General features: G+C 63.1%; 19 protein-coding genes. 10 read left to right on the top strand and 9 right to left on the bottom strand.

The annotated features are described in order from the left end of the window. Nucleotides 1-32: 32 nt before the first annotated feature. From G489_RS0104010 to G489_RS0104040, 7 genes are all read left to right on the top strand, one after another. Nucleotides 33-1,574: a sugar ABC transporter ATP-binding protein gene (locus G489_RS0104010; protein WP_029040436.1), complete on the top strand. Its 1,542-nt coding sequence runs from the start codon at nucleotides 33-35 to the stop codon at nucleotides 1,572-1,574. Beyond that, the gene (locus G489_RS0104015; RefSeq protein WP_029040437.1) at nucleotides 1,571-2,551 is read left to right on the top strand and encodes an ABC transporter permease; all 981 of its coding nucleotides are present in this window, start codon (nucleotides 1,571-1,573) and stop codon (nucleotides 2,549-2,551) included. Before G489_RS0104010 ends, G489_RS0104015 begins: the two co-directional genes overlap by 4 nt. Continuing rightward, nucleotides 2,548-3,561: an ABC transporter permease gene (locus tag G489_RS0104020; protein ID WP_029040438.1), complete on the top strand. Its 1,014-nt coding sequence runs from the start codon at nucleotides 2,548-2,550 to the stop codon at nucleotides 3,559-3,561. Before G489_RS0104015 ends, G489_RS0104020 begins: the two co-directional genes overlap by 4 nt. Further along, nucleotides 3,558-3,878 carry an L-rhamnose mutarotase gene (gene rhaM, locus G489_RS0104025; protein WP_029040439.1) on the top strand — a complete coding sequence of 107 codons (321 nt, stop codon included), beginning with the start codon at nucleotides 3,558-3,560 and terminating at the stop codon, nucleotides 3,876-3,878. The genes G489_RS0104020 and rhaM overlap by 4 nt, the downstream gene beginning before the upstream one ends. Further along, complete coding sequence (locus tag G489_RS0104030; protein WP_029040440.1) at nucleotides 3,875-5,251, top strand: FGGY-family carbohydrate kinase; 1,377 nt, start codon at nucleotides 3,875-3,877, stop codon at nucleotides 5,249-5,251. Before rhaM ends, G489_RS0104030 begins: the two co-directional genes overlap by 4 nt. Further along, nucleotides 5,248-6,393 carry an alpha-hydroxy acid oxidase gene (locus G489_RS0104035; protein ID WP_029040441.1) on the top strand — a complete coding sequence of 382 codons (1,146 nt, stop codon included), beginning with the start codon at nucleotides 5,248-5,250 and terminating at the stop codon, nucleotides 6,391-6,393. The genes G489_RS0104030 and G489_RS0104035 overlap by 4 nt, the downstream gene beginning before the upstream one ends. 94 nt (nucleotides 6,394-6,487) lie before the next feature. Beyond that, nucleotides 6,488-7,243: an SDR family NAD(P)-dependent oxidoreductase gene (locus G489_RS0104040; RefSeq protein WP_029040442.1), complete on the top strand. Its 756-nt coding sequence runs from the start codon at nucleotides 6,488-6,490 to the stop codon at nucleotides 7,241-7,243. 6 nt (nucleotides 7,244-7,249) lie between these two features. Here G489_RS0104040 and G489_RS19015 read toward each other — a convergent pair whose 3' ends face one another. Genes G489_RS19015 through G489_RS0104055 form a run of 3 tightly spaced genes read right to left on the bottom strand, consistent with a single transcriptional unit; the run spans nucleotide 7,250 to nucleotide 10,420 of the window. Beyond that, nucleotides 7,250-8,335 carry an ABC transporter substrate-binding protein gene (locus tag G489_RS19015; RefSeq protein ID WP_210162567.1) on the bottom strand — a complete coding sequence of 362 codons (1,086 nt, stop codon included), beginning with the start codon at nucleotides 8,333-8,335 and terminating at the stop codon, nucleotides 7,250-7,252. Then, nucleotides 8,332-9,726: a sensor histidine kinase gene (locus tag G489_RS0104050; protein ID WP_029040443.1), complete on the bottom strand. Its 1,395-nt coding sequence runs from the start codon at nucleotides 9,724-9,726 to the stop codon at nucleotides 8,332-8,334. The genes G489_RS19015 and G489_RS0104050 overlap by 4 nt, the downstream gene beginning before the upstream one ends. After that, entirely contained in the window at nucleotides 9,716-10,420 is a 705-nt protein-coding gene (locus G489_RS0104055) for a response regulator transcription factor (protein WP_245578808.1), read from the bottom strand. The genes G489_RS0104050 and G489_RS0104055 overlap by 11 nt, the downstream gene beginning before the upstream one ends. 157 nt (nucleotides 10,421-10,577) lie before the next feature. On the opposite strand from G489_RS0104055, the gene G489_RS0104060 reads away from it, so the two are divergent. From G489_RS0104060 to G489_RS0104070, 3 genes are all read left to right on the top strand, one after another. Then, on the top strand, nucleotides 10,578-11,564 hold the full coding sequence (locus G489_RS0104060) for a Bug family tripartite tricarboxylate transporter substrate binding protein (RefSeq protein ID WP_029040445.1): 987 nt from the start codon (nucleotides 10,578-10,580) through the stop codon (nucleotides 11,562-11,564). Between the two features lie 101 nt (nucleotides 11,565-11,665). Further along, nucleotides 11,666-12,097 carry a tripartite tricarboxylate transporter TctB family protein gene (locus G489_RS0104065; RefSeq protein ID WP_029040446.1) on the top strand — a complete coding sequence of 144 codons (432 nt, stop codon included), beginning with the start codon at nucleotides 11,666-11,668 and terminating at the stop codon, nucleotides 12,095-12,097. A 10-nt stretch (nucleotides 12,098-12,107) separates the two neighbouring features. Beyond that, nucleotides 12,108-13,649 (top strand): tripartite tricarboxylate transporter permease, encoded by a 1,542-nt coding sequence (locus G489_RS0104070; protein ID WP_029040447.1) that lies wholly within the window; start codon nucleotides 12,108-12,110, stop codon nucleotides 13,647-13,649. A gap of 94 nt (nucleotides 13,650-13,743) precedes the next feature. Here G489_RS0104070 and G489_RS0104075 read toward each other — a convergent pair whose 3' ends face one another. The 6 genes from G489_RS0104075 to G489_RS0104100 all read right to left on the bottom strand — a co-directional run bounded on the left by G489_RS0104075 (nucleotide 13,744) and on the right by G489_RS0104100 (nucleotide 19,147). Beyond that, entirely contained in the window at nucleotides 13,744-14,244 is a 501-nt protein-coding gene (locus tag G489_RS0104075) for a hypothetical protein (protein ID WP_035871456.1), read from the bottom strand. Nucleotides 14,245-14,246: 2 nt separating this feature from the next. Continuing rightward, nucleotides 14,247-15,923, bottom strand: coding sequence for a caspase family protein (locus G489_RS21590; protein WP_051332291.1), 1,677 nt, complete (start codon nucleotides 15,921-15,923; stop codon nucleotides 14,247-14,249). Nucleotides 15,924-16,007: 84 nt separating this feature from the next. Beyond that, on the bottom strand, nucleotides 16,008-16,658 hold the full coding sequence (locus tag G489_RS0104085; RefSeq protein WP_051332292.1) for a DapH/DapD/GlmU-related protein: 651 nt from the start codon (nucleotides 16,656-16,658) through the stop codon (nucleotides 16,008-16,010). After that, complete coding sequence (gene phnN / locus G489_RS19025) at nucleotides 16,648-17,232, bottom strand: phosphonate metabolism protein/1,5-bisphosphokinase (PRPP-forming) PhnN (protein ID WP_051332293.1); 585 nt, start codon at nucleotides 17,230-17,232, stop codon at nucleotides 16,648-16,650. The genes G489_RS0104085 and phnN overlap by 11 nt, the downstream gene beginning before the upstream one ends. Then, nucleotides 17,232-18,419, bottom strand: a complete 1,188-nt coding sequence (locus G489_RS0104095) for an alpha-D-ribose 1-methylphosphonate 5-triphosphate diphosphatase (RefSeq protein ID WP_051332294.1) — start codon at nucleotides 18,417-18,419, stop codon at nucleotides 17,232-17,234. The genes phnN and G489_RS0104095 overlap by 1 nt, the downstream gene beginning before the upstream one ends. Before the next feature lie 17 nt (nucleotides 18,420-18,436). Then, nucleotides 18,437-19,147 carry a DUF1045 domain-containing protein gene (locus G489_RS0104100; RefSeq protein ID WP_029040451.1) on the bottom strand — a complete coding sequence of 237 codons (711 nt, stop codon included), beginning with the start codon at nucleotides 19,145-19,147 and terminating at the stop codon, nucleotides 18,437-18,439. Between the last annotated feature and the right edge of the window lie 52 nt (nucleotides 19,148-19,199).

Raw genomic sequence — 19,199 nt, forward strand, 5'->3', positions numbered from 1 at the left:
CGTTTGCCATGTCGACTGTCAACGCGACTGATATGGATGACGCCAGGCCGGCGGCGGCCGCCGGCAAAGGACCGATCCTCAGCCTTCGGGGCATTACAAAGACCTTCCCCGGGGTCCGGGCGCTCAATGCGGTCAGCCTCGATCTCTATCCCGGCCAGGTGACGGCGCTGATCGGGGAGAATGGTGCGGGCAAGTCGACGCTCGTGAAGACCCTGACCGGCATCTACCTGCCGGATGAAGGCGAAATCGTCATCAAGGGCAAGCCCGTGGCGCTGACCAGTGCACATGATGCGTTCGAGCGCGGGATTACCGCCATTCACCAGGAAACCGTCCTGTTCGACGAGTTGAGCGTCGCCGAAAACATCTTTCTCGGTCATTCGCCGCGCAAGCGCTGGGGCATGATCGACTGGAAGGCAATGCATGAGCGTTCGAAATCCCTGCTTGCCGAAATGGGGATCGGCCATGTGGCTCCCGACACGCCGCTCAAGGAGCTTGGCATCGCCAGCAAGCACCTCGTTGCCGTGGCGCGGGCCATGTCGATCGAAGCCGAGATCGTGATCATGGATGAGCCGACAGCCTCGCTGTCGCACAAGGAGATCGAGGATCTGTTCGTTCTCATCGACATGCTGCGTCAGGACGGCAAGGCGATCCTGTTCATCTCGCACAAATTCGACGAAATCTACCGCATCGCCGACCGTTACACCGTGTTCCGCGATGGCGAGATGGTCGGGGAAGGCCTTCTCAAGGATGCCAGCCAGAAACAGATCGTCAGGATGATGGTGGGGCGTGCGGTCGACCAGATCTTCCCCAAGCGAGAGACCGAGATCGGCGCGCCGGTCCTCAAGGTCGACGGGCTCAGCCACCCCACAGAATTCGCCGATATCGGCTTCGAGTTACGGCAGGGCGAAATCCTCGGCTTTTACGGGCTCGTCGGCGCCGGGCGCAGCGAGGTGATGCAGGCCCTTTTCGGCATCACCCGGCCCTCTGCCGGAACCATTACGCTCGATGGCAAGCCCGTCGAGGCGAAATCGCCCGCCGACGCCATTGATGCGGGCATTGTTTATGTGCCTGAAGAACGCGGCAAGCAGGGGGTCGTGGTCGATCTGCCGATCTTCCAGAACGTATCGCTGCCATCGCTGCGAAAGACCTCATCCAACGGCTTCCTGCAGCTCGCGGAAGAATTCAGGCTGGCGCGCGAATACACCGAACGGCTCGATCTGCGCGCCGCATCCCTCAGCCAGACGGCGGGAACGCTGTCGGGCGGCAATCAGCAGAAGGTGGTGATCGCCAAATGGCTGGCCACCAGGCCGCGCGTGATCATTCTCGATGAGCCGACCAAGGGCATCGATATCGGTTCGAAGGCCGCGGTGCATGAGTTCATGGGCGACCTCGTCGCCGGAGGGCTCAGCGTCATCATGGTGTCCTCCGAACTGCCCGAAATCATGGGCATGAGCGACCGGATCATCGTCCTGCGCGAAGGGCGGATCGCGGGCGTTTATGAAAATGATGGCTCGCTCGACGCCGAGACGCTGGTGTCGGTCGCCGCGGATATCGGCGAGGAGGCCGCAGCATGAAGCGGCTTCTTCGCACCCGCGAGATCTGGCTCGGCGCGGCCGTCGCCGCGATCATCATCGCTACCGAGCTGCGCGCACCCGGCTTTGGCTCGCTGCGCAATCTCATGGAGGTGTTCAACAACACCTCGATCCTGATGATCCTGGCATTGGGGCAAATGGCGGTCATCCTGACCCGGTCGATCGATCTGTCGATGGCGTCGAACCTGGCCCTGTCCGGCATGCTGGTCGCGCTCACCAATGCCGCCTATCCAGGCATTCCGGTGCCGGTCCTGATGCTGATGGCCACGGGCTTCGGTCTGGTGCTGGGCGCGTTCAACGGCGCGCTGGTCTGGCGGCTCGGCATTCCCGCCATTGTCGTGACCCTCGGCACGCTGACCATTTTCCGTGGGCTGATCTTCGTGATCGCGGGCGGGCAATGGGTCAATGCCGACCAGATGACCACCGATTTCGTGCAGTACACCCGCATCCCGGTCCTCGGATTGCCGCTCCTGTCCTGGTATGCGATCGCGATTGCCGTCGGCTTTTTCGTGATGATGACGCGAACCTCCATCGGCCGCGCGATCTATGCCATCGGGGTCAACCCGACGGCTTCGGTCTATGCCGGCATCGATGTCGGGCGCACCAAGTTCCTCGCCTTCTGCATCTCGGGCGCGCTTTCCGGGTTCTGCGGATATCTTTGGGTCTCGCGCTATGTCATCGGCTCGGTCGAAGTTGCCAATGGCTATGAACTGACCGTGGTTGCTGCCTGTGTGATCGGGGGCATCTCGATCGCCGGCGGGGTCGGCAGCGTGGCCGGCGCACTTTTGGGCGCGCTGTTCCTCGGGGTGATCAATTCCGCCTTGCCGGTCATCAACATCTCGCCCTTCTGGCAGATGGCGATTTCGGGGGCGGCGATCATCTTCGCGGTGGTTCTCAATGGCCGCACCAACAAGAGCCGTGGACGGCTGATCCTCAAATCGGCGGAGACAGTGAAATGAACGACCAATCGATCGCGGCGCCCGCTGGCCGCAAGATCCCGGACAGGCTTGATTCACCGGCCAAGGCTGCCGTCTTTTCCTGGCCGTCGCTCCTGCTGGCGGTGGCGGTGGGGATCTTCATCCTCAATTCCTTCGCCTCGCCCTATTTCCTGTCGCCCTGGTCACTGTCCGATGCGACCTTCAACTTCACCGAGAAGGGGCTGATCGCGCTCGCCATGGCGCTGTTGATCATCTCGGGCGAGATCGACCTGTCGGTTGCCGCGATCATAGCGCTGGCCTCCACAGCGATGGGGTTGGCGCTGCAATTCGGGGTCGATACTCCGGGCCTTGTCGCCATCGGCGTGCTGACGGGTGTGCTGTGCGGCATGTTCAACGGGTTTCTCGTCACCCGGCTGGGCCTGCCCTCAATCGTTGTCACCATCGGCACGATGAGTTTTTTCCGCGGCATCTCCTATATCGTGCTCGGTGACCAGGCCTTCAAAGGCTATCCGGACAGCTTCGATTTCTTCGGCCAGGGCTATGTGTTCTGGGTGGTCTCGTTCGAGTTCGCCTTCTTCCTCGTGTGCGCGCTCGTCTATTATGTCGTTCTGCACCGCACCAATTTCGGGCGGCAGATCTTCGTCATCGGCAATAACCCTGTCGCCGCTCGCTTCTCCGGCGTGCGCGTCGAGCGGGTAAAGTTCATTCTGTTCTGCTTGACCGGCCTGATGTCTGGGCTGGCCGCCGTGGCGCTCACCTCGCGGCTGGCCTCGACGCGCCCCTCCATCGCCTTTGCCTGGGAGCTCGAAGTGGTGACCATCGTCGTTCTGGGCGGGGTCAGTATTCTGGGCGGCTCCGGCACCATCCAGGGGGTGGTCATTGCCGCTTTCATCATGGGGCTTGTCACATTCGGGCTGGGCCTTCTCAATGTGCCGGGCATCGTGATGTCGATTTTCATCGGCGCCTTGCTGATCGGGGTGATCGCCCTGCCGATCCTGATCTCCCGGCTGCGGCAGAGGATGGCAAAATGAGCGAAGAGAAGATCGCTTTCATCATGCAGCTCAATCCCGGCATGGCGGAAGAATATCAGCGCCGGCATGACGAGATCTGGCCCGAGCTTGCCGATCTGCTGCATGATGCGGGGGTTCGGGACTACTCAATCCATCTCGACGAGGACTCGGGCACGCTGTTCGCGGTCCTGTGGCGGCGCAAAGACCACACGATGGACAGCCTGCCCGATCATCCTGTCATGCAGCGCTGGTGGGCCTATATGGCCGACATCATGGCGACGGACCAGACCAACGAGCCGCTAACCCGAGACCTCAAAACGGTATTTCACCTGCCATGATCGAAGGCGGCTATGTCGGTGTCATCGATATCGGCAAGACCAATGCGAAATTCGCAGTGGTCGAAGCCGGCACCGGTCGCGAACTCGCAGTCGAAACCCGCCGGAACAAGGTTCTTGCCGGTCCCCCCTGGCCACATTTCGATTTAGATGGACTTTGGGCGTTCTTTCTCGACGCAATCACCCAGACGCATAAACGGTTCGGAATAGACGGCCTGTCGGTAACGACCCATGGTGCCGCCGCCGTGCTGCTCGATGCGGAAGGCCGCCTCGCCGCACCGATGCTCGACTATGAGCATCCGGGCATTGAGACAGTGTCGGCGCATTACGACGCGCTGCGCCCGGCTTTCGAAGAGACGGGGTCGCCGCGCCTCGCTGTCGGGCTCAATCTCGGCGCCCAGCTGGATTTCATCCTGCAAACGGAACCGACCTTGAAAGAACGCGTCCGCCATGTCCTGACTTATCCGCAGTATTGGGGCTATCTGCTGACCGGCGAGATGGCGTGCGACGTGACCTCGTTGGGCTGTCACACCGATTTGTGGAACCCGTTCGAGAAGCGCTTTTCTGCACTCCCCGAACGCCTGGGACTGGGTGACCGCATTGCGCCGCCAAGACTGCCCGGGGACGTGCTCGGTACCGTGACACCCGCGATCGCTGCGGCAACCGGGCTCTCTCCAGAGACGCCGGTGTCGACCGGCATTCATGACAGCAATGCCTCGCTCTATCCCTATCTGCGTACGCGGCAGGAGCCTTTCGCCGTGGTTTCAACCGGCACCTGGGTGGTGGCGATGGCGATCGGGGGCGAAGCTGCGCATCTCGATCCGGCGCGCGATACGCTCGTCAATGTCAATGCGCTCGGCCAGCCTACGCCCTCCGCCCGTTTTATGGGTGGGCGCGAGTTTGAAGTCATGACCGGGAAGAGTGAAAGCGCGCCTGAAAAGGCAGACCGGGACACCGTGTTGCAGGAGCGGATCATGCTGCTCCCGGCTGTCGAGCCAGGCTCCGGGCCCTATCGGGGTCGCCAACGACGCTGGACCCGCGAGCCGGGCAATGCGGGGCAAAGACAGGTCGCGGTTTCTCACTATCTCGCCCTGATGACCGAAACCTGCCTGCGGCTGGTCGGCGCCAAGGGACCGACCATCGTCGAGGGGCCATTGGCCCGCAATCCGGACTATTGCACATTGCTCGCCGCTTTGCGGCCTGCCGGAGTAGAAACGGCGCTATCGGCAACCGGCACTTCTGCCGGTGCAGCGCTGCTTTTGAGCGCGGATGCGGCTGCGCCCGCAACCCGCCCCTTGGCGCCTGCGCCAGATAGTCACTTGCTCGATCATGCGCGTTTGTGGTTTGCCCTTGTCGAGGATGGAGAGGGCCGATGACGCTGAGCAAATGTTTCAACTTCCAGGATTTCCGCCAGGCCGCACGCCGACGGCTTCCCGGACCGATATTCAACTATATCGACGGGGCGGCGGACGACGAGACCACCTATCGGCGCAACACATCGGCTTTCGAGAGTTGCGATCTGGTGCCGCGTATCCTGCGCGGGGTCGAAGACGTCGATCTGTCCGTGACCGTTCTGGGGCAGAAGCTCGATCTGCCGGTCTATTGTTCGCCAACCGCGCTCCAACGACTGTTCCATCACGAAGGCGAGCGGGGTGTGGCGGCTGCCGCCGAGACCTATGGCACCATGTTCGGGGTGTCGTCGCTCGGCACGGCGTCCATTGAGGAGATCGCGAAAAAGCACAGCAACCCGCAGGTCTACCAGTTCTATTTCCACAAGGATCGCGGCCTCAACAGCGCCATGATGCAGCGCGCCAAGGAGAACGGGATCGCTGCGATGATGCTGACCGTCGACAGTATTACCGGCGGTAATCGCGAGCGCGACCTTCGCACCGGCTTTGCCATTCCGTTTCGGCTCAATCTGCGCGGCATCACCGAGTTCGCCATGAAACCGGCCTGGGCGCTCAACTATTTCACCCATGAGAAATTCTCGTTGCCCCAGCTCGACGAGCATATCGATTTCGGTTCCGGCACCGCCTCAATCGGGCAGTACTTCACCGAGATGCTCGATCCCTCTCTCAACTGGGACGATGTGGCCAGGATGGTGGCCGAATGGGACGGTCAGTTCTGCCTCAAGGGCGTGATGAGCGTCGAGGACGCCAAGCGCGCGGCCGAAATCGGCTGCACGGGGATTGTCGTTTCCAATCATGGCGGGCGGCAGCTCGACGGATCGCGTTCGAGCTTCGATCAGCTCGCGGAAATCGTCGATGCGGTTGGCGACAAGCTCGACGTGATCATGGATTCAGGGGTCACCCGCGGCACCCACGTCCTCAAGGCACTCTCGCTCGGGGCCAAGGCCGTGGGGCTAGGGCGCTATTATCTTTTCCCGCTGGCGGCCTACGGGCGTGCGGGTGTCGAGCGGGCACTGGGTCAGATGAAGGCCGAGCTTGTTCGCGATATGCGGCTGATGGGGTGCCGGGAAATCGGTGAACTCTCCCGCGCCAATCTGCGGTTCCGCTGAAATCCGCGCCGGTCGAGTTGATTCTTGTCAAATCCCTGTCCCGGTTGTGCGGATAGGGTGCCCGCACTGATTTTCAACAAGCGGGATCAATACGATGGCAAAACGGTTTGGAGGCAAGGTGGCGCTGATCACTGGCGCCGGCTCGGGCATCGGAGAGGCCATCGCCAAACGGCTCGCCGCCGAAGGTGCCGGCGTTGTTCTGGCCGATATTGATGGCGACGGGCTCGACCGGGTCAGAGCCGATATCGATAGCGCCGGCGGGGCTGTTCGCACCCAGCATCTCGATGTGTCGGACGCCTCGGCGCATCAGGCGGTTGTGCGTTTTGCCGAAGAGAAATTCGGTGCCTTGCATCTGGCGGTCAACAATGCCGGAATCGGCGGGCCGTCTGCGCCGGTGGGCGAATATCCGCTCGAGGGCTGGCACCAGGTCATGAACGTCAATCTCAATGGCGTATTTTACGGGCTGCGTGAGCAGATCCCAGCCCTGTTGCGTGCCGGCGGCGGCGCCATCGTCAACATGTCCTCGATTCTCGGTTCCGTCGGCTTTGCAAATGCCTCGGCCTATGTCTCGGCCAAGCATGCGCTTGTGGGCCTCACCAAGGCCGCGGCCATGGAGTATGCCGACAAGGGCGTTCGCGTGAATGCGGTTGGTCCGGCCTTTATCGACACTCCGCTGCTGAGCAACAATCTGCCGCCCGAAGCGCTTGCGGGGATCGCGGCCATGCATCCGGTCAAGCGGCTCGGGCGCCCCGAGGAAGTGGCGGCTCTGACATGCTTCCTGCTGGCGGATGAAGCCAGCTTCATCACCGGCAGCTATCATCTGGTCGATGGCGCCTATTGCGCGCAGTAAATACCGTCACTCCGAGGCGAGGTTCTGCCGCCAGACATCGGTGAAGAGCCGTCTCTTGTGCTGATCGAGTCCGGCCAGGAGGGCCGGGCTCAAAGCGATGGGACGGAGGGTCGAGGGTCCGCCGGTCAGTTGCAGATCGGCGTCCGGATCCTGCCCGAGCCGGACCACCAGCCGCGAACGGGTCAGGGCCTCGCGTCCAGCCGCCGACAGCATGAAATCGATAAAGGCGCCGGCGTCCCGCAAATCCTCCGCCCCTTGCGGCACCAGCGCAGCGCGGGAAAGAATGAGCGTATAATCGGTGGGTGCACGAATGCCGATGCGCGGGTTCTCCTCGGCGCGGGCCAGCGCATAGGAGCCGAGCACGTTATAGGCGATCAGGTATCGACCGTCGGAGACCGCATCGATGATCTCGGCGGAGCAACAGGTGGCGACAGCGCCCGAGCGGCCAAAGGCCTCGAGCAACCGGCCAAAGGTGTTGGCCTGGGCGGAATCAACGAAGGCAAACAGGTAGCCGAGCCCTGACGCCTCGATGTCATAGGTGGCGACACGCCCGCGAAACCGGGAATCATTGGGGCGTAGCAGATCGATAAGATCGAAGCGCGAGGCGGGCGCCTCGGCCTCGGAAACCAACTCCGTATTGTAGATCATCACCGCCGGCTCTTCGGTCACCCCGAACACGCTCGATCGCCAGTTTCGGGAGAGGGGCAACGCATCCGTCCCCGGCGAATGGAATTCGGCGGCGCAGCCATCATTGGCCAGCTTCATCTGCAGATCGATGGCGGAAGAGATGACGAGGTCGGCGCCCGGTGCTCCATCCGCCGCGCAATCGCGGCGGGAGAGATCGTAAAGATCGTTCGAACCCCACTGCTCATAAACAACGCGGATCGTCGTGCGATCTCTCAGAAAGGCTTCAAGTACCGGTGCAAAGACGGCGATATCCGTCGTCGAGCGGATTGTCAGCGTGCGCTCTGCACCGTCGGGGCCGAAGATGGCCATGTCTTCACGTTCGCCGGTGAACGGTGCGTCCTCTTGTGCCGTGGCGGGCGCGAGCGTCAGCATGCCCACCAGCAAAGCGATCACAAGCTGTTTCATGGCGTCTTCTCCGCGGCCAGCGGCAGGATAAGGGCGATCTCGAACCGCCCATCGTCTGTCCGGCCGAGGTCCAGCCGTCCGTGATGGGCAGTGGCAACGGCGCGGGCGATGGCAAGGCCAAGTCCGCTGCCCCCTGATTTGCCGCGTGTGAAGCGCGTGCCGAGTTCGCCAAGCAGCTCTGATGGTGGCCCCTTGCCTTGATCACTCACGGCCAGCCTCGCGTGGTCGCCATGCCGCGTTACGGTAACGGCCACTGTGCCTTCGCCATGGGTGAGCGCGTTGGAGATGAAGTTCTTGGCCGCTTCCTCGAGCGACAGGCGGTCGCCGATGACCCCGGCGCTGGCCGATGCCAGGTCGAGGCGCAAACGTCCTTCCTCGAACAGCGTGCCGTCATCAAAGGATTCGGCCGCGCGCATGGCGACCTTTCTGAGGTCCACCCACTCATGCGGTTCGCTGTCTGAGCGATGGATAATGAGGGCACGGTTGAGAATCTGGTCGGTCAGCCGGGTCAGTTCGACCGAACGGTTGTGAATGCGCGCGACAATGCGCTCGCGGCGGTCCGGGTCCGGCTCGTCGGCAGCCAGTTCCGCCTGCGCGCGCAGCGCGGCGATGGGTGTGCGCAACTGATGGGCGGAATCCGAGATGAGGTTCTGCATGCCCTCGATCTGGCGGTTCAGCCGGCCCATGAACCGGTTGATGGCCTCGGTTACCGCGCTCAACTCGCTCGGCACCGCCACATCGAGCGGGGTCAAATCATGCGGGTCGCGTGCCAGCAATTCTTCCTGGATGCGCCTGAGCGGGGCCAGCGCCGAACGGATGGCGAAGGCGGCGAGCGCCACCATGCCGAGGCCGGCGGCGGCGAGCAGCAGCCAGGCATTGCGGGCAATGTCCCAGGCCAGCGCCGTGCGGGCGCGGGTCGTGTGCCCGACAATCGTCGTCACCGCGCCGGAAAAACCCCGTTCGGCGAATTGGCGTTTTACCGCGACGAAGCGCGCCGCCTCACCGGTGAACTCGCCGTCAAAGAACAGGCTGTCATACTCGAATTCGGGCAGGGCGGGGGCGTCATAGCCTGTGAGGGTTTCCCCATTCTCGCCGACGATCCGATAGACGATGCGGTCCTGCCCGGCGAGCGCCAGCAGGTCGAGGGCGGAAACCGGCAGATCGGCCAGGGGCTCACCATCGACAATGGCGATAGAGGCGGAGATCTGGTTGGCCGCGCCGATCAGCAGCCGGTCGAAAGCATCCCGCGCCGCCTGCTGGCCATAGGCGAAAGCCGCAAACGTGATCGCGACACCGCCCGCCAGCAGCAACAGACCGATGGCGGCGAAAAGCCGGCCGGTGATCGAGGGGATACGGCGGGGCGGGGCAGGCGGGGCGGCGCTACGTGTCATCGCACACCAATTGGTAGCCGAGCCCTCTCAGGGTCTTGATGGCGACATTGCCGCCTTCGAGCTTTCGTCTCAGGCGCCCGACATAGATTTCGACCGCGTTGAGCCCGACTTCGGCTTCGTCGAATGAGAACATGCGCTCGAAGATCCGGTCCTTCGAGATCACCCGCCCGCGATTGTCGATCAGGGTCTCAAGCAGCGAGAATTCACGCCGGGTGAGCGGCAGCGCGTCGCCTTTGAGTGTGGCGGTCTGTCCCGCCCGGTCGAGCGCCAAATCGCCATATTCGATGGCCGATCCTGTCGCCGCATCTCTTGCCGAACGCCGGGCCAGTGCCCGTACCCGCGCCTCGAGCTCTCGCAGATCGAAGGGCTTGATCAAATAGTCGTCCGCCCCCTTGTCAAGAGCCGTTACCCGATCGTCGACCTTCAGCCGGGCCGTCAACATCAGGATCGGCGTCGGATCGGCGGCTTTGCGCCGGCCATCAAGGATGTCGAGGCCATCGCCATCGGGCAGGTTGATATCGAGAATGATCACGTCATAGCGCTGCACCGCGATGAGGTCCTCGGCCTCCGCGCGGGTGCCGGCAATGTCGACAGCGTCGCCGCGGCGTCCAAAGCGTGCGGCAACGGCGTCGGCCACGTCATGGGTGTCCTCGACGACCAGAATGCGGATATTATCACCCTCCCTGGCCTTCATTGAGGCTATGATGATCGCGTTTGGCAAGAGGCGGACAAGTCGCAGGCCGCGCCAGGGACGGCGACAGCTTGGTGACAGGTTGAGGTGTTAGACCGAAACGCAGTTCCCCCGGGAAAGACCCTCAATGGGCACCGGGCGACGCAATGTGGAGGATGACATGAAACTCACGTCCGTGGCTCGCGCCACTGTGCTTGCCGCCATGCTCGGGCTTGGCGCCCAGGCGGCTTATGCTTTTGATCCGGAAAGCCCTGAATGCATCGCGCCCGCCGATCCCGGCGGCGGATGGGACTTCACCTGCCGGCAGGTGGGCAAGTCACTGCAGGATCTGGGGCTGATCCCCTCGACCATGCAGGTCGTCAATCTTGCCGGTGGCGGTGGGGGCGTAGCCTTTGCCGAAGTCGTCAACAAACGGAACGACGACAACGACCTGATCGTTGCGGCATCGTCGGCCACCGCAACCCGTCTGGCCCAGAATGCCTATCCGGGCAATTCGATGGACCAGGTGCGCTGGCTGGCCACGATCGGCGCCGACTATGGCGTCATCGCGGTCTCCAAGGACAGCGAGATCAACACGCTTCCCGAGCTCTTGGAAATGATCAAGACCGATCCGAGCTCTATCTCGGTTGCGGGCGGTTCCGCCGTTGGTGGCTGGGACCATCTCAAGGTGCTCATCGCTGCCCAGGCCTATGGCATCGAGGATGTCCGGACCGTCAAATACATCGCCTTCGATGGTGGCGGTGAAGCGGTGACCCAGCTCCTGGCCGGTTCGGTCCAGGCCTTCACCGGCGACATCTCGGAAGCCAAGGGCTTCGTTGATTCCGGTGATATCAAGGTACTGGCCGTGCTTTCCCCCGATCGTCTCCCGGGTGAATTCGACGCCTTCCCGACGGCCCGCGAACAGGGTGTCGAGGTGATCGGTGCGAACTGGCGCGGCTTCTATGCGCCGGGCGACATGTCCGACGAGGCCTATGACTACTGGGTCGAGCAGATCGGTGCCATGTATGACAGCCCCGAATGGCTGGAAGTGATGCAGGCCAACGGCCTTGCCCCGCTCAATCTGCGCGGCGCGGAGTTCCAGGAATTCGTGGCTGAATCGGTGGCCAATATCACTGAAATCTCCAAGCAGATCGGCATCATTCAATAAGCCGACGCAAATATCCGGGCCGGCGGTTCACGCCGCCGGTCCCTTTCCGGTCAGGCCCCTTCATGGCAGCCGGCCGGTCCAGAAAATCGGGGGAGGTTCCGATGAGTGATCGGGTATTCGGCGGCATCGGCGTGGTGCTCGCCATCTTCTTTATCTGGCAGGCGACCCTGATCCAGGAAAGCTTCATTCAGGATGCGGTGGGACCCAAGGTGTTTCCGGTCATCATCGGCACGGTGCTGGGACTTTCGAGCCTCTATTTTGTGCTCAAGCCCGATCCCGAACCGTCATGGCCGCGCTTTGGCGGTCTCGCGGAGATCGGCTTCGCAGCCCTTGTCATGGTGATCTACGCCATGGCGCTGCCCGAACTCGGTTTCGGCATCTCCACGGCCATCGCCGCCGCCTATATCACCTGGCGGCTCGAGACCCCGCCCTTGAAGGCGATTATCGCCGGTGTGTCGATTTCGGCGGGTCTCTATATCGTTTTCCGTCTCATTCTCGGGCTGTCGCTGGCGCGCGGCCCGCTGGGCTTCTGAGGAGGGCATCATGGACGTTCTGGGTTCCCTTCTCGACGGTTTTGCCGTCGCCCTGACCTTCGAAAACCTGCTGCTGGCGCTGATCGGTTGCTTTCTGGGCACCGTCATGGGCGCACTACCGGGGCTTGGCCCTTCCAACGGGGTGGCCATTCTCATTCCGCTCGCCTTCACCATGGGGCTCGGGGCGACGCCGGCCATGATCCTTTTGACCTCGGTCTATTACGGGGCCATGTATGGCGGGCGCATTTCCTCGATCCTTTTGAACATCCCCGGCGACGAGCCGGCGTTGATGACCACCCTCGACGGTTATCCCATGGCCCAGCAGGGCCGGGCCGGGGAAGCGCTTGCGCTTTCCGGTATCGCTTCGTTCTTCGGCGCGTTTTTTGCCACCTGGGGGCTGGTCTTCCTTGCGCCGCTGCTGGTCAAGGTGGCGCTCCTATTTGGTCCGGCCGAGTATTTCGCCTTGTTCACGCTTGCCTTTGCCACCCTCGGGGGCATTGCCTCGCGCAACCAGGCCAAGGCCGCTTTCGCCGCCGCGCTTGGCATCGGCATCGCCATGATCGGTGTCGACGGGCAGACCGGCGTGCCACGCTTCACCTTCGGGGAGGTGCATCTTTACGATGGCATCGACTTCCTCGTTGCGATCGTGGGGCTGTTCGCGCTGTCGGAAGTCTTCATCTTCCTCGAGCATCGTGCCTCGGGTGCCCATAAGGGTGCCGATCAGGTGAAGATCGGCAAGATCATTCCAAGCTGGTCGTTGATCAAGTACTGCACGCCGACCATGATCCGCACCACCATTCTCGGGTTCGTCGCCGGTGTGCTGCCCGGGGCCGGGGCCTCGCTCGGCTCGTTCATTTCCTATTCGGTCGAAAAACGTCTCGTCGACCGCAAGGGGACGTTCGGCACCGGCGATCCGCGAGGGGTCGCGGCACCAGAAGCCGGCAACAACGCGGCTGCCGGCGGGGCACTCGTGCCCATGCTGGCGCTCGGCGTGCCCGGCTCGGGAACCACCGCCGTGCTGCTGGCCGTCCTTCTGGCGCTCAATATCACCCCGGGGCCGCTGCTGTTCACGCAAAACCCGGATGTGGTGTGGGGCCTGATCGCGGCGCTGTTTATCGGGAACTTCATGCTTTTGCTCATGAACATTCCGATGGTCAGCCTGTTCGTGCGGGTGCTGATGGTACCGCCGCGCTACCTGATGCCGATTGTCGCCATGGTTTCCTTTGTCGGGATCTACGGCATTTCCGGATCTAGCTTCGATCTGCTCGTCATGGTCGGATTCGGCGTGCTGGGCTGGGTGTTGCGCAAGCTCGATGTGCCGCTGGTGCCGGTTATTCTCGGCGTTTTGCTGGGGGCCGCCATGGAAAAGAACCTCAGGCGCGCACTCACCATATCGGATGGCGACTGGTCGACGCTGGTGGCTTCGCCGCTTTCGATCACCTTGTGGGTGATCGCGATTGTCGGTTTCATCCTGCCGATCGTCATTGGCCCGATGATCCGGCGGCGCATGGCGATCCGCCGCAAGGACGAAGAAGGTGCGACAGTCGATTGAAGACTGCGACCGCTTCTGCAAAGCTGGGGACGCAGAGGTGCAATGCAGGCGCGGCCGGAACAGGAATGTCCCGGCCGCGCCTCAGCCTATGCAATCAACAGGGGTCGATGCGGACCGACACCTGGCCGAATGTGCAGGACGAGCCGATCCGGCACTGGCCGGTTCCGATCGGGTCATCGGCATTGAGCGGGTCATAATCCACAATCGAGAAGCGCAGGGTCTGGCCGGTTGGCCGGATTTGCATGGAACAGGTGAAGCTGTTGTTGCACTTGCCCGTTGTTCCGGTCGTCGTCTCGGTAATGCGCGGGTCGGGCAACCGGCCCGGCTGGTCCCAGAGGTCGCCATCTGCTGCCCGATCCGCCACGGTGAAGGAGGCGGTGACGCAGGACGGCAAGGCGGACACCGGCGGCTGCGAATCTGCCTGTGAACTGCTCGAAGAGGAGGAGGACCGGTTGGACGAACCCTGCGATGTCGATGGCTTGGGCGCCGGTTCTTCGGGCCGGAAGATCAGGTCCTGCGCTATCACCGGCGGTGCGGCCGATACGGCAATGGCTGCAGCGGCAAACAGGGCGAGAATGCGCGGCATAGCGGTCATGATCATTCCCCCGTCTCGATGCGGCCGTCTTCAACCAGCAGGGCCAGGGCCCGGCGTGTTCCCGGTCCGAAACTCGCATCAATGGCGCCGCGATAATAGTTTTCCGCGCGCAGGATGCGCTGCAGACTTTCTCGGGTTGGACGGCTGAGCGCCGAGGCATCCTGGGACAGTGCCTCGAGCAGCGCCTGGCGGTCATCGAGATCGTCCTGACCGAACCCTGCCAGGGCATCCGCGATCAGATCGGCCGCCTTTTCCGGGTCGCTGGTGATGCCGTTGCCACGGTCGATCATCCAGCCGTAATTGTAGGCCGCGAGCGCGTTGCCCTGGGTGATGGCCTTTTCATACAGCGTCACCGCTTTGGGGATATCGCGGTCCACTCCAAGCCCTTCCGCATAGAGAAAGGCGAGATTGCCCGCGGCCCGATCGTCGTCGAGATCGGTTGCGAGTTCGAGCCAGTTGGCAGCGTCGGCATAGGCCTTTTTGCCCAGCGCAGTGCGCGCATGTTCGAGATAGGTGGCGATCTGTTCGGCGCTGGAACCGGTGTCGGGATCTTGCGTGCTATCGGGACCCTGCGCACCATCGACCGCATCCTGCGGCTCGTCCTCTGCGATATTCGCGATCCGGGTCACGGTTTCAGGTTCTTCGGCGGTGGTTGCCGGTGTGTCCGGTTCCGGTGTGGCCGGCAATTGGGGCGAAGTCACCGGTTTGGCCAGCGCCGCCTCGGCAAAGCCGGCATAGGCGCTGTCGGGATACTCGGACAGGAACAGTTCCCAGGCCGCGGTGGTGTTGATCTTGAGCGCGGCGGAAAAGGCGAGCTCGTCGGAGGCTTCGTCCTCGATCACCGGGGTTGGTGTGACGACCGGCTTCGGCACCGGTGTTGTCTGGGCAGCGACAGCCGGCGCCTGTTTGCCCGCCATATAGAACTCGGTGGCCATGGCAGTCAGCTGCTCGGGGTTTTGTCGGCCGGCCGTGTTTTCGCGGACATCGAGGGTCACGCGCTTCAACAGCGTCGAAATCTCGATATTCGGTGTCGGCAGGTGCTTGAGGAGCGAAGAGGTGAACGGGCTGTTGCGGCCCCGTCCGTCCTCGGCAATGGCGTTGGGCGCTGCTGCGAAGGCGATCAGCACGTCGCTGCCGGAAACCTTCACCGGCGCCAACCCGCGACCGACCGAGGCGCTGCGTCCGCTACTGGCCAGAAGCCCGTTGAACTGCTCGGATAGCGGGTTGTTGCGGCAGGCATCGAGAAACACCAGCCCGACGGGCACCGAGCTCATCGATGCGAGGATTTCGTCGAGCGAGATCAGTTCGCGGCGCACCGAGAACTGGCTTTTGAGTTCCGCATCGACCGGCATCAGATAGTTGTTCTGTTCAAACTGCATGCCGTGCCCGGCATAGAAGAACAGTGCAACATCCGCGTCCTGAATGGCGGCGGCATATCGGTCCAGCGTGTCGATGAATTCGGCCTCGGTCAGGTCGAACCCGGTTGTGACCTCGAAGCCAAGGGTTTCCAGCGCCTCGGCCATGTCCCTGGCGTCATTGGCCGGATTGGTCAGCACGCCAGCATGTTCATAGGACGAATTGCCGACCACCAGGGCCATCCGGCTTTCGCCAAAGGCCGGCGCAGTGACCGCAAACAACAGGAAACAGAATATGGCGCGGAGACAGATGAACTTGCTCATGTGCATTCCCCAACGCCCCCCAACGCGCAGCAAGTCTATTCAATCACCGTTGAATCGCAAGCCCTTGGAGAATTCTGGCGTCGGCTAGGCGTATTTTGCGACGAATTCTTCAGCCGTCAGCGCCCGCATGTCGGGTAAGGTTTCGCGCAGCTTTTCGCGCGGCCAGTCCCACCAGCTCAGCGCCAGCAACGCCTCGGCGGTTTCGGGCGAATGCCGGGGCTTGATCGGTTTGGCGGGGACCCCACCCACAATGGTGTAGGGCGGTACGTCCTTGGAAACGACAGCACCCGCCGCGATGATGGCGCCGGTTCCGACCGTTACCCCGGCCAGCACGGTGGCGCCGTGACCGATCCAGACATCGTGGCCGATCACGACCTTCTCGGTTTTGCGCCAGCCGAAGAACTCGGTGTCGTCTTCGCCAAGCCCATAGGCGGCGGCGCGATAGGTGAAATGGTGCTGGCTGGCGCGCCATTGCGGGTGATTGCCGGGATTGAGCCGCACATCGGAGGCAATCGAGCAGAATTTGCCGATTTCGGTCCAGATCACCTGGCCGCGCTGCATGATGTAGGAATAGTCCCCCAGCGTGCTTTCGGCGAACACCGTGTCACGCCCGATTTCCGTCCAGATGCCGAGGTCGGCATCCCGCAGTTTCGCACTCGGGTGAACTGTCGGTGTTTCGGACAGGCGCGGTGTTTCGACGTTGCGCTTTTCTTCAGGCTGGATATCAGCGTTCATCAGGCTGTTTCTCGACTGTCTTGTGCGCTGCGAATTTCTCGATGGCGGCGCAAAACCGCTCGATGGCTGCGTCGAGATCGCCGGAATTGTCGATGTTCTCGACCTGCGCGGTAAAGGGCAGCGGCGTGCCTTCACGGTTGAGCCGGGCGACGATCTCGTCCTCGGTCTCGCGGCCCCGGGCTGCGAGGCGTTTGGCACGCACTTCCGGGGTTGCGGTGACAAGGATCACGCGGGTCCCCGGATAGGCCTTGAGCGCTTCGGCAATGACAGCACGCGAAACATTGACCACCACGGTGCGGCCCAGCGCCAGATCATCCTTGACCGAAGACGGGATGATATAGCCGTGCCCATGCGCGCTCCAGGACAGGGTGTAATCGCCCTTGATGCGCAACAGGTCGAATTCCATGCGCGAAATGGTGCCGTGGTCTTCGGCATTGGCGTCTGCGGGCCGGGTCACCAGCCGGCGCGGAAACGAATACCAGCGGTCTCCCCAATGCCGGTCAGCGGCTGCCGCGATCAATGTGTCCTTGCCGACCCCCGACGGGCCGACGACCAGGATCAGCCGGCCAACCATCACATCACCCTCCGGCCTTCGCGCCAGACCGCGCGCACGACCGGCAGGCCGCCGATCAGGGCCACGCGCGAAAAGTCGCCGCGTTTGCCGATGGCGATCTCGCCGCGATCATGAAGACCGGCGGCACGGGCCGGGTTGCGCGAGACGGTCGCGACGGCCTCCGGCAACCCGGTGCCCTTGACCGCGTCAGGCATGGCAAAGGCCGCCTGCATCAGCGAGAACGGCACATAGTCCGAGCTCATCACATCGAGCAGCCCGTCGCGGGCCAGTTCACCCGCCGAGATGTTGCCCGAATGCGAGCGGCCGCGCACAAGGTTTGGCGCGCCCATCAGGATCGCCAGCCCGGCCTTGCGGGCCGCTTCGGCGGCGGCGCGGGTTGTGGGGAACTCGGCAATACGGACGCCGTTCTCGCGCGCTTCATCGACATGCTCGACTGTGGCGTCGTCATGGCTCGCCAGCGTAATGCCGGCGGCATGGGCCATCTCGACAATAGTCGAACGGTTGAGCTCGGCAAATTGCTCCTGGTCGGCCTTTCGGGCGGCGATGAAGCGCTCCATCTGTTCGTCGGTGCGGCCCGTGCGGCCCTGATAATAGGCGCGGTAGAGGTCCATGGTGACGAACTGGCGCTGGCCCGGCGTGTGGTCCATCAGCGAGGCGAGGCGCACCGGCTCATAGGTGTGATAGGCCTCGAAATGCTCGCGCGCATCGGATGAGGCCAGTTCGCAGCGCAGATGGATGAAGTGTTCAGCCCGTACCCGGTCTTCGCGGCGGGCGTGGTTGATCGCATCCATCAGGATCTCGACGTGCTCGCCGAGGTTTTGCTGACTGTCGGCGTCCGAGCCGATCCGCACCGCGTCGAACACGGTGGTGATGCCCGAGGCGGTGATCTGCGCGTCATGGGCCTGAACCGAGGCAACAGGATCCCAGTAGACCTTGGGGCGGGGGTGATAGTGGTTCTCGAGATGGTCGGTATGCAGTTCGACCAGTCCCGGCACCAGATAGTCGCCCTCGAAATCCTCAGCATGGCTGACCCCGGTGGTGTCGATGCCGGTGATCTCGCCATCGGCGATGGCGAGACTGCCATGAATCACATCGTCAGCGGTGATGATGCGGGCATTGGTGACGGCCATGTCGGCGCCCCGCTTCGGAGTGTTGGCGGCGGCGCTTTTCGGTCGGATATCGTTCATTACATTCATGGGGCTTCTCAAGCGCGTCCGGTGAGAGGGAAGTCGGCAATGCGCCGGAAGGGCGCGCCGGGTTCGGGTTCCTTGAAGATCGCGATGCGATCTATGGCGAGGGGATGAGCCAGCACATCCGCAAAGCGGTCGGTGGCGGCCTCGAGATACCGGGTCCGCTCGGTCTCGGGCAGGCGGTCGGTCAGGGTCATGTGAAAACGGAATTCTTCCATGACATAGGGGTAGCCAAATTCATCGAGCAGTTCGGTCTGCCGCGCGGTGAGCCCGCCCTTGAGGCGTTTCTCTCGTTCAGCGGCAGACATTGGTGCGCGGAATTGCCGGAAATGAGTGACGCAGGCCCCGGCGAAACGGGTGAGGGCGTCGCTCTGGGCGACCGGCATCACAGCCAGAAAGCCCGCCAGATTGCGGATCTCGGCCTGCCCCATGGTGAAGGGTTTGTGCCGGGCCGCGAACTCTTCCGCGGCGGCGCTTAAATCCCGTGGTGCCATGCCCGAGGCCAGCCGCATCGGGGCGACCAGTGTCGCATGAAAGCCGTAGCGCCGGGCCGAGGCCGTAGCCGCCGCGAATTCATCGACGTCGAACCCGTGGGGCACGATGGTTCCGGCCTCGCCACCTGCCGCATCGCGGCCAAGCCACCCGCTCGCAGCCCGCCAGAGTGCGCTGTCGGGATCGGGTGCGAAATAGATGGCAAATCGCGCAGTGCCAGGTTGCTCGGTCATTTCGGGCCGGGACTCATCGGGGTCGGTGGGACGGTTCGCGGTGACTATCATG

Source organism: Cucumibacter marinus DSM 18995, from assembly GCF_000429865.1.
Classification (GTDB): domain Bacteria; phylum Pseudomonadota; class Alphaproteobacteria; order Rhizobiales; family Devosiaceae; genus Cucumibacter; species Cucumibacter marinus.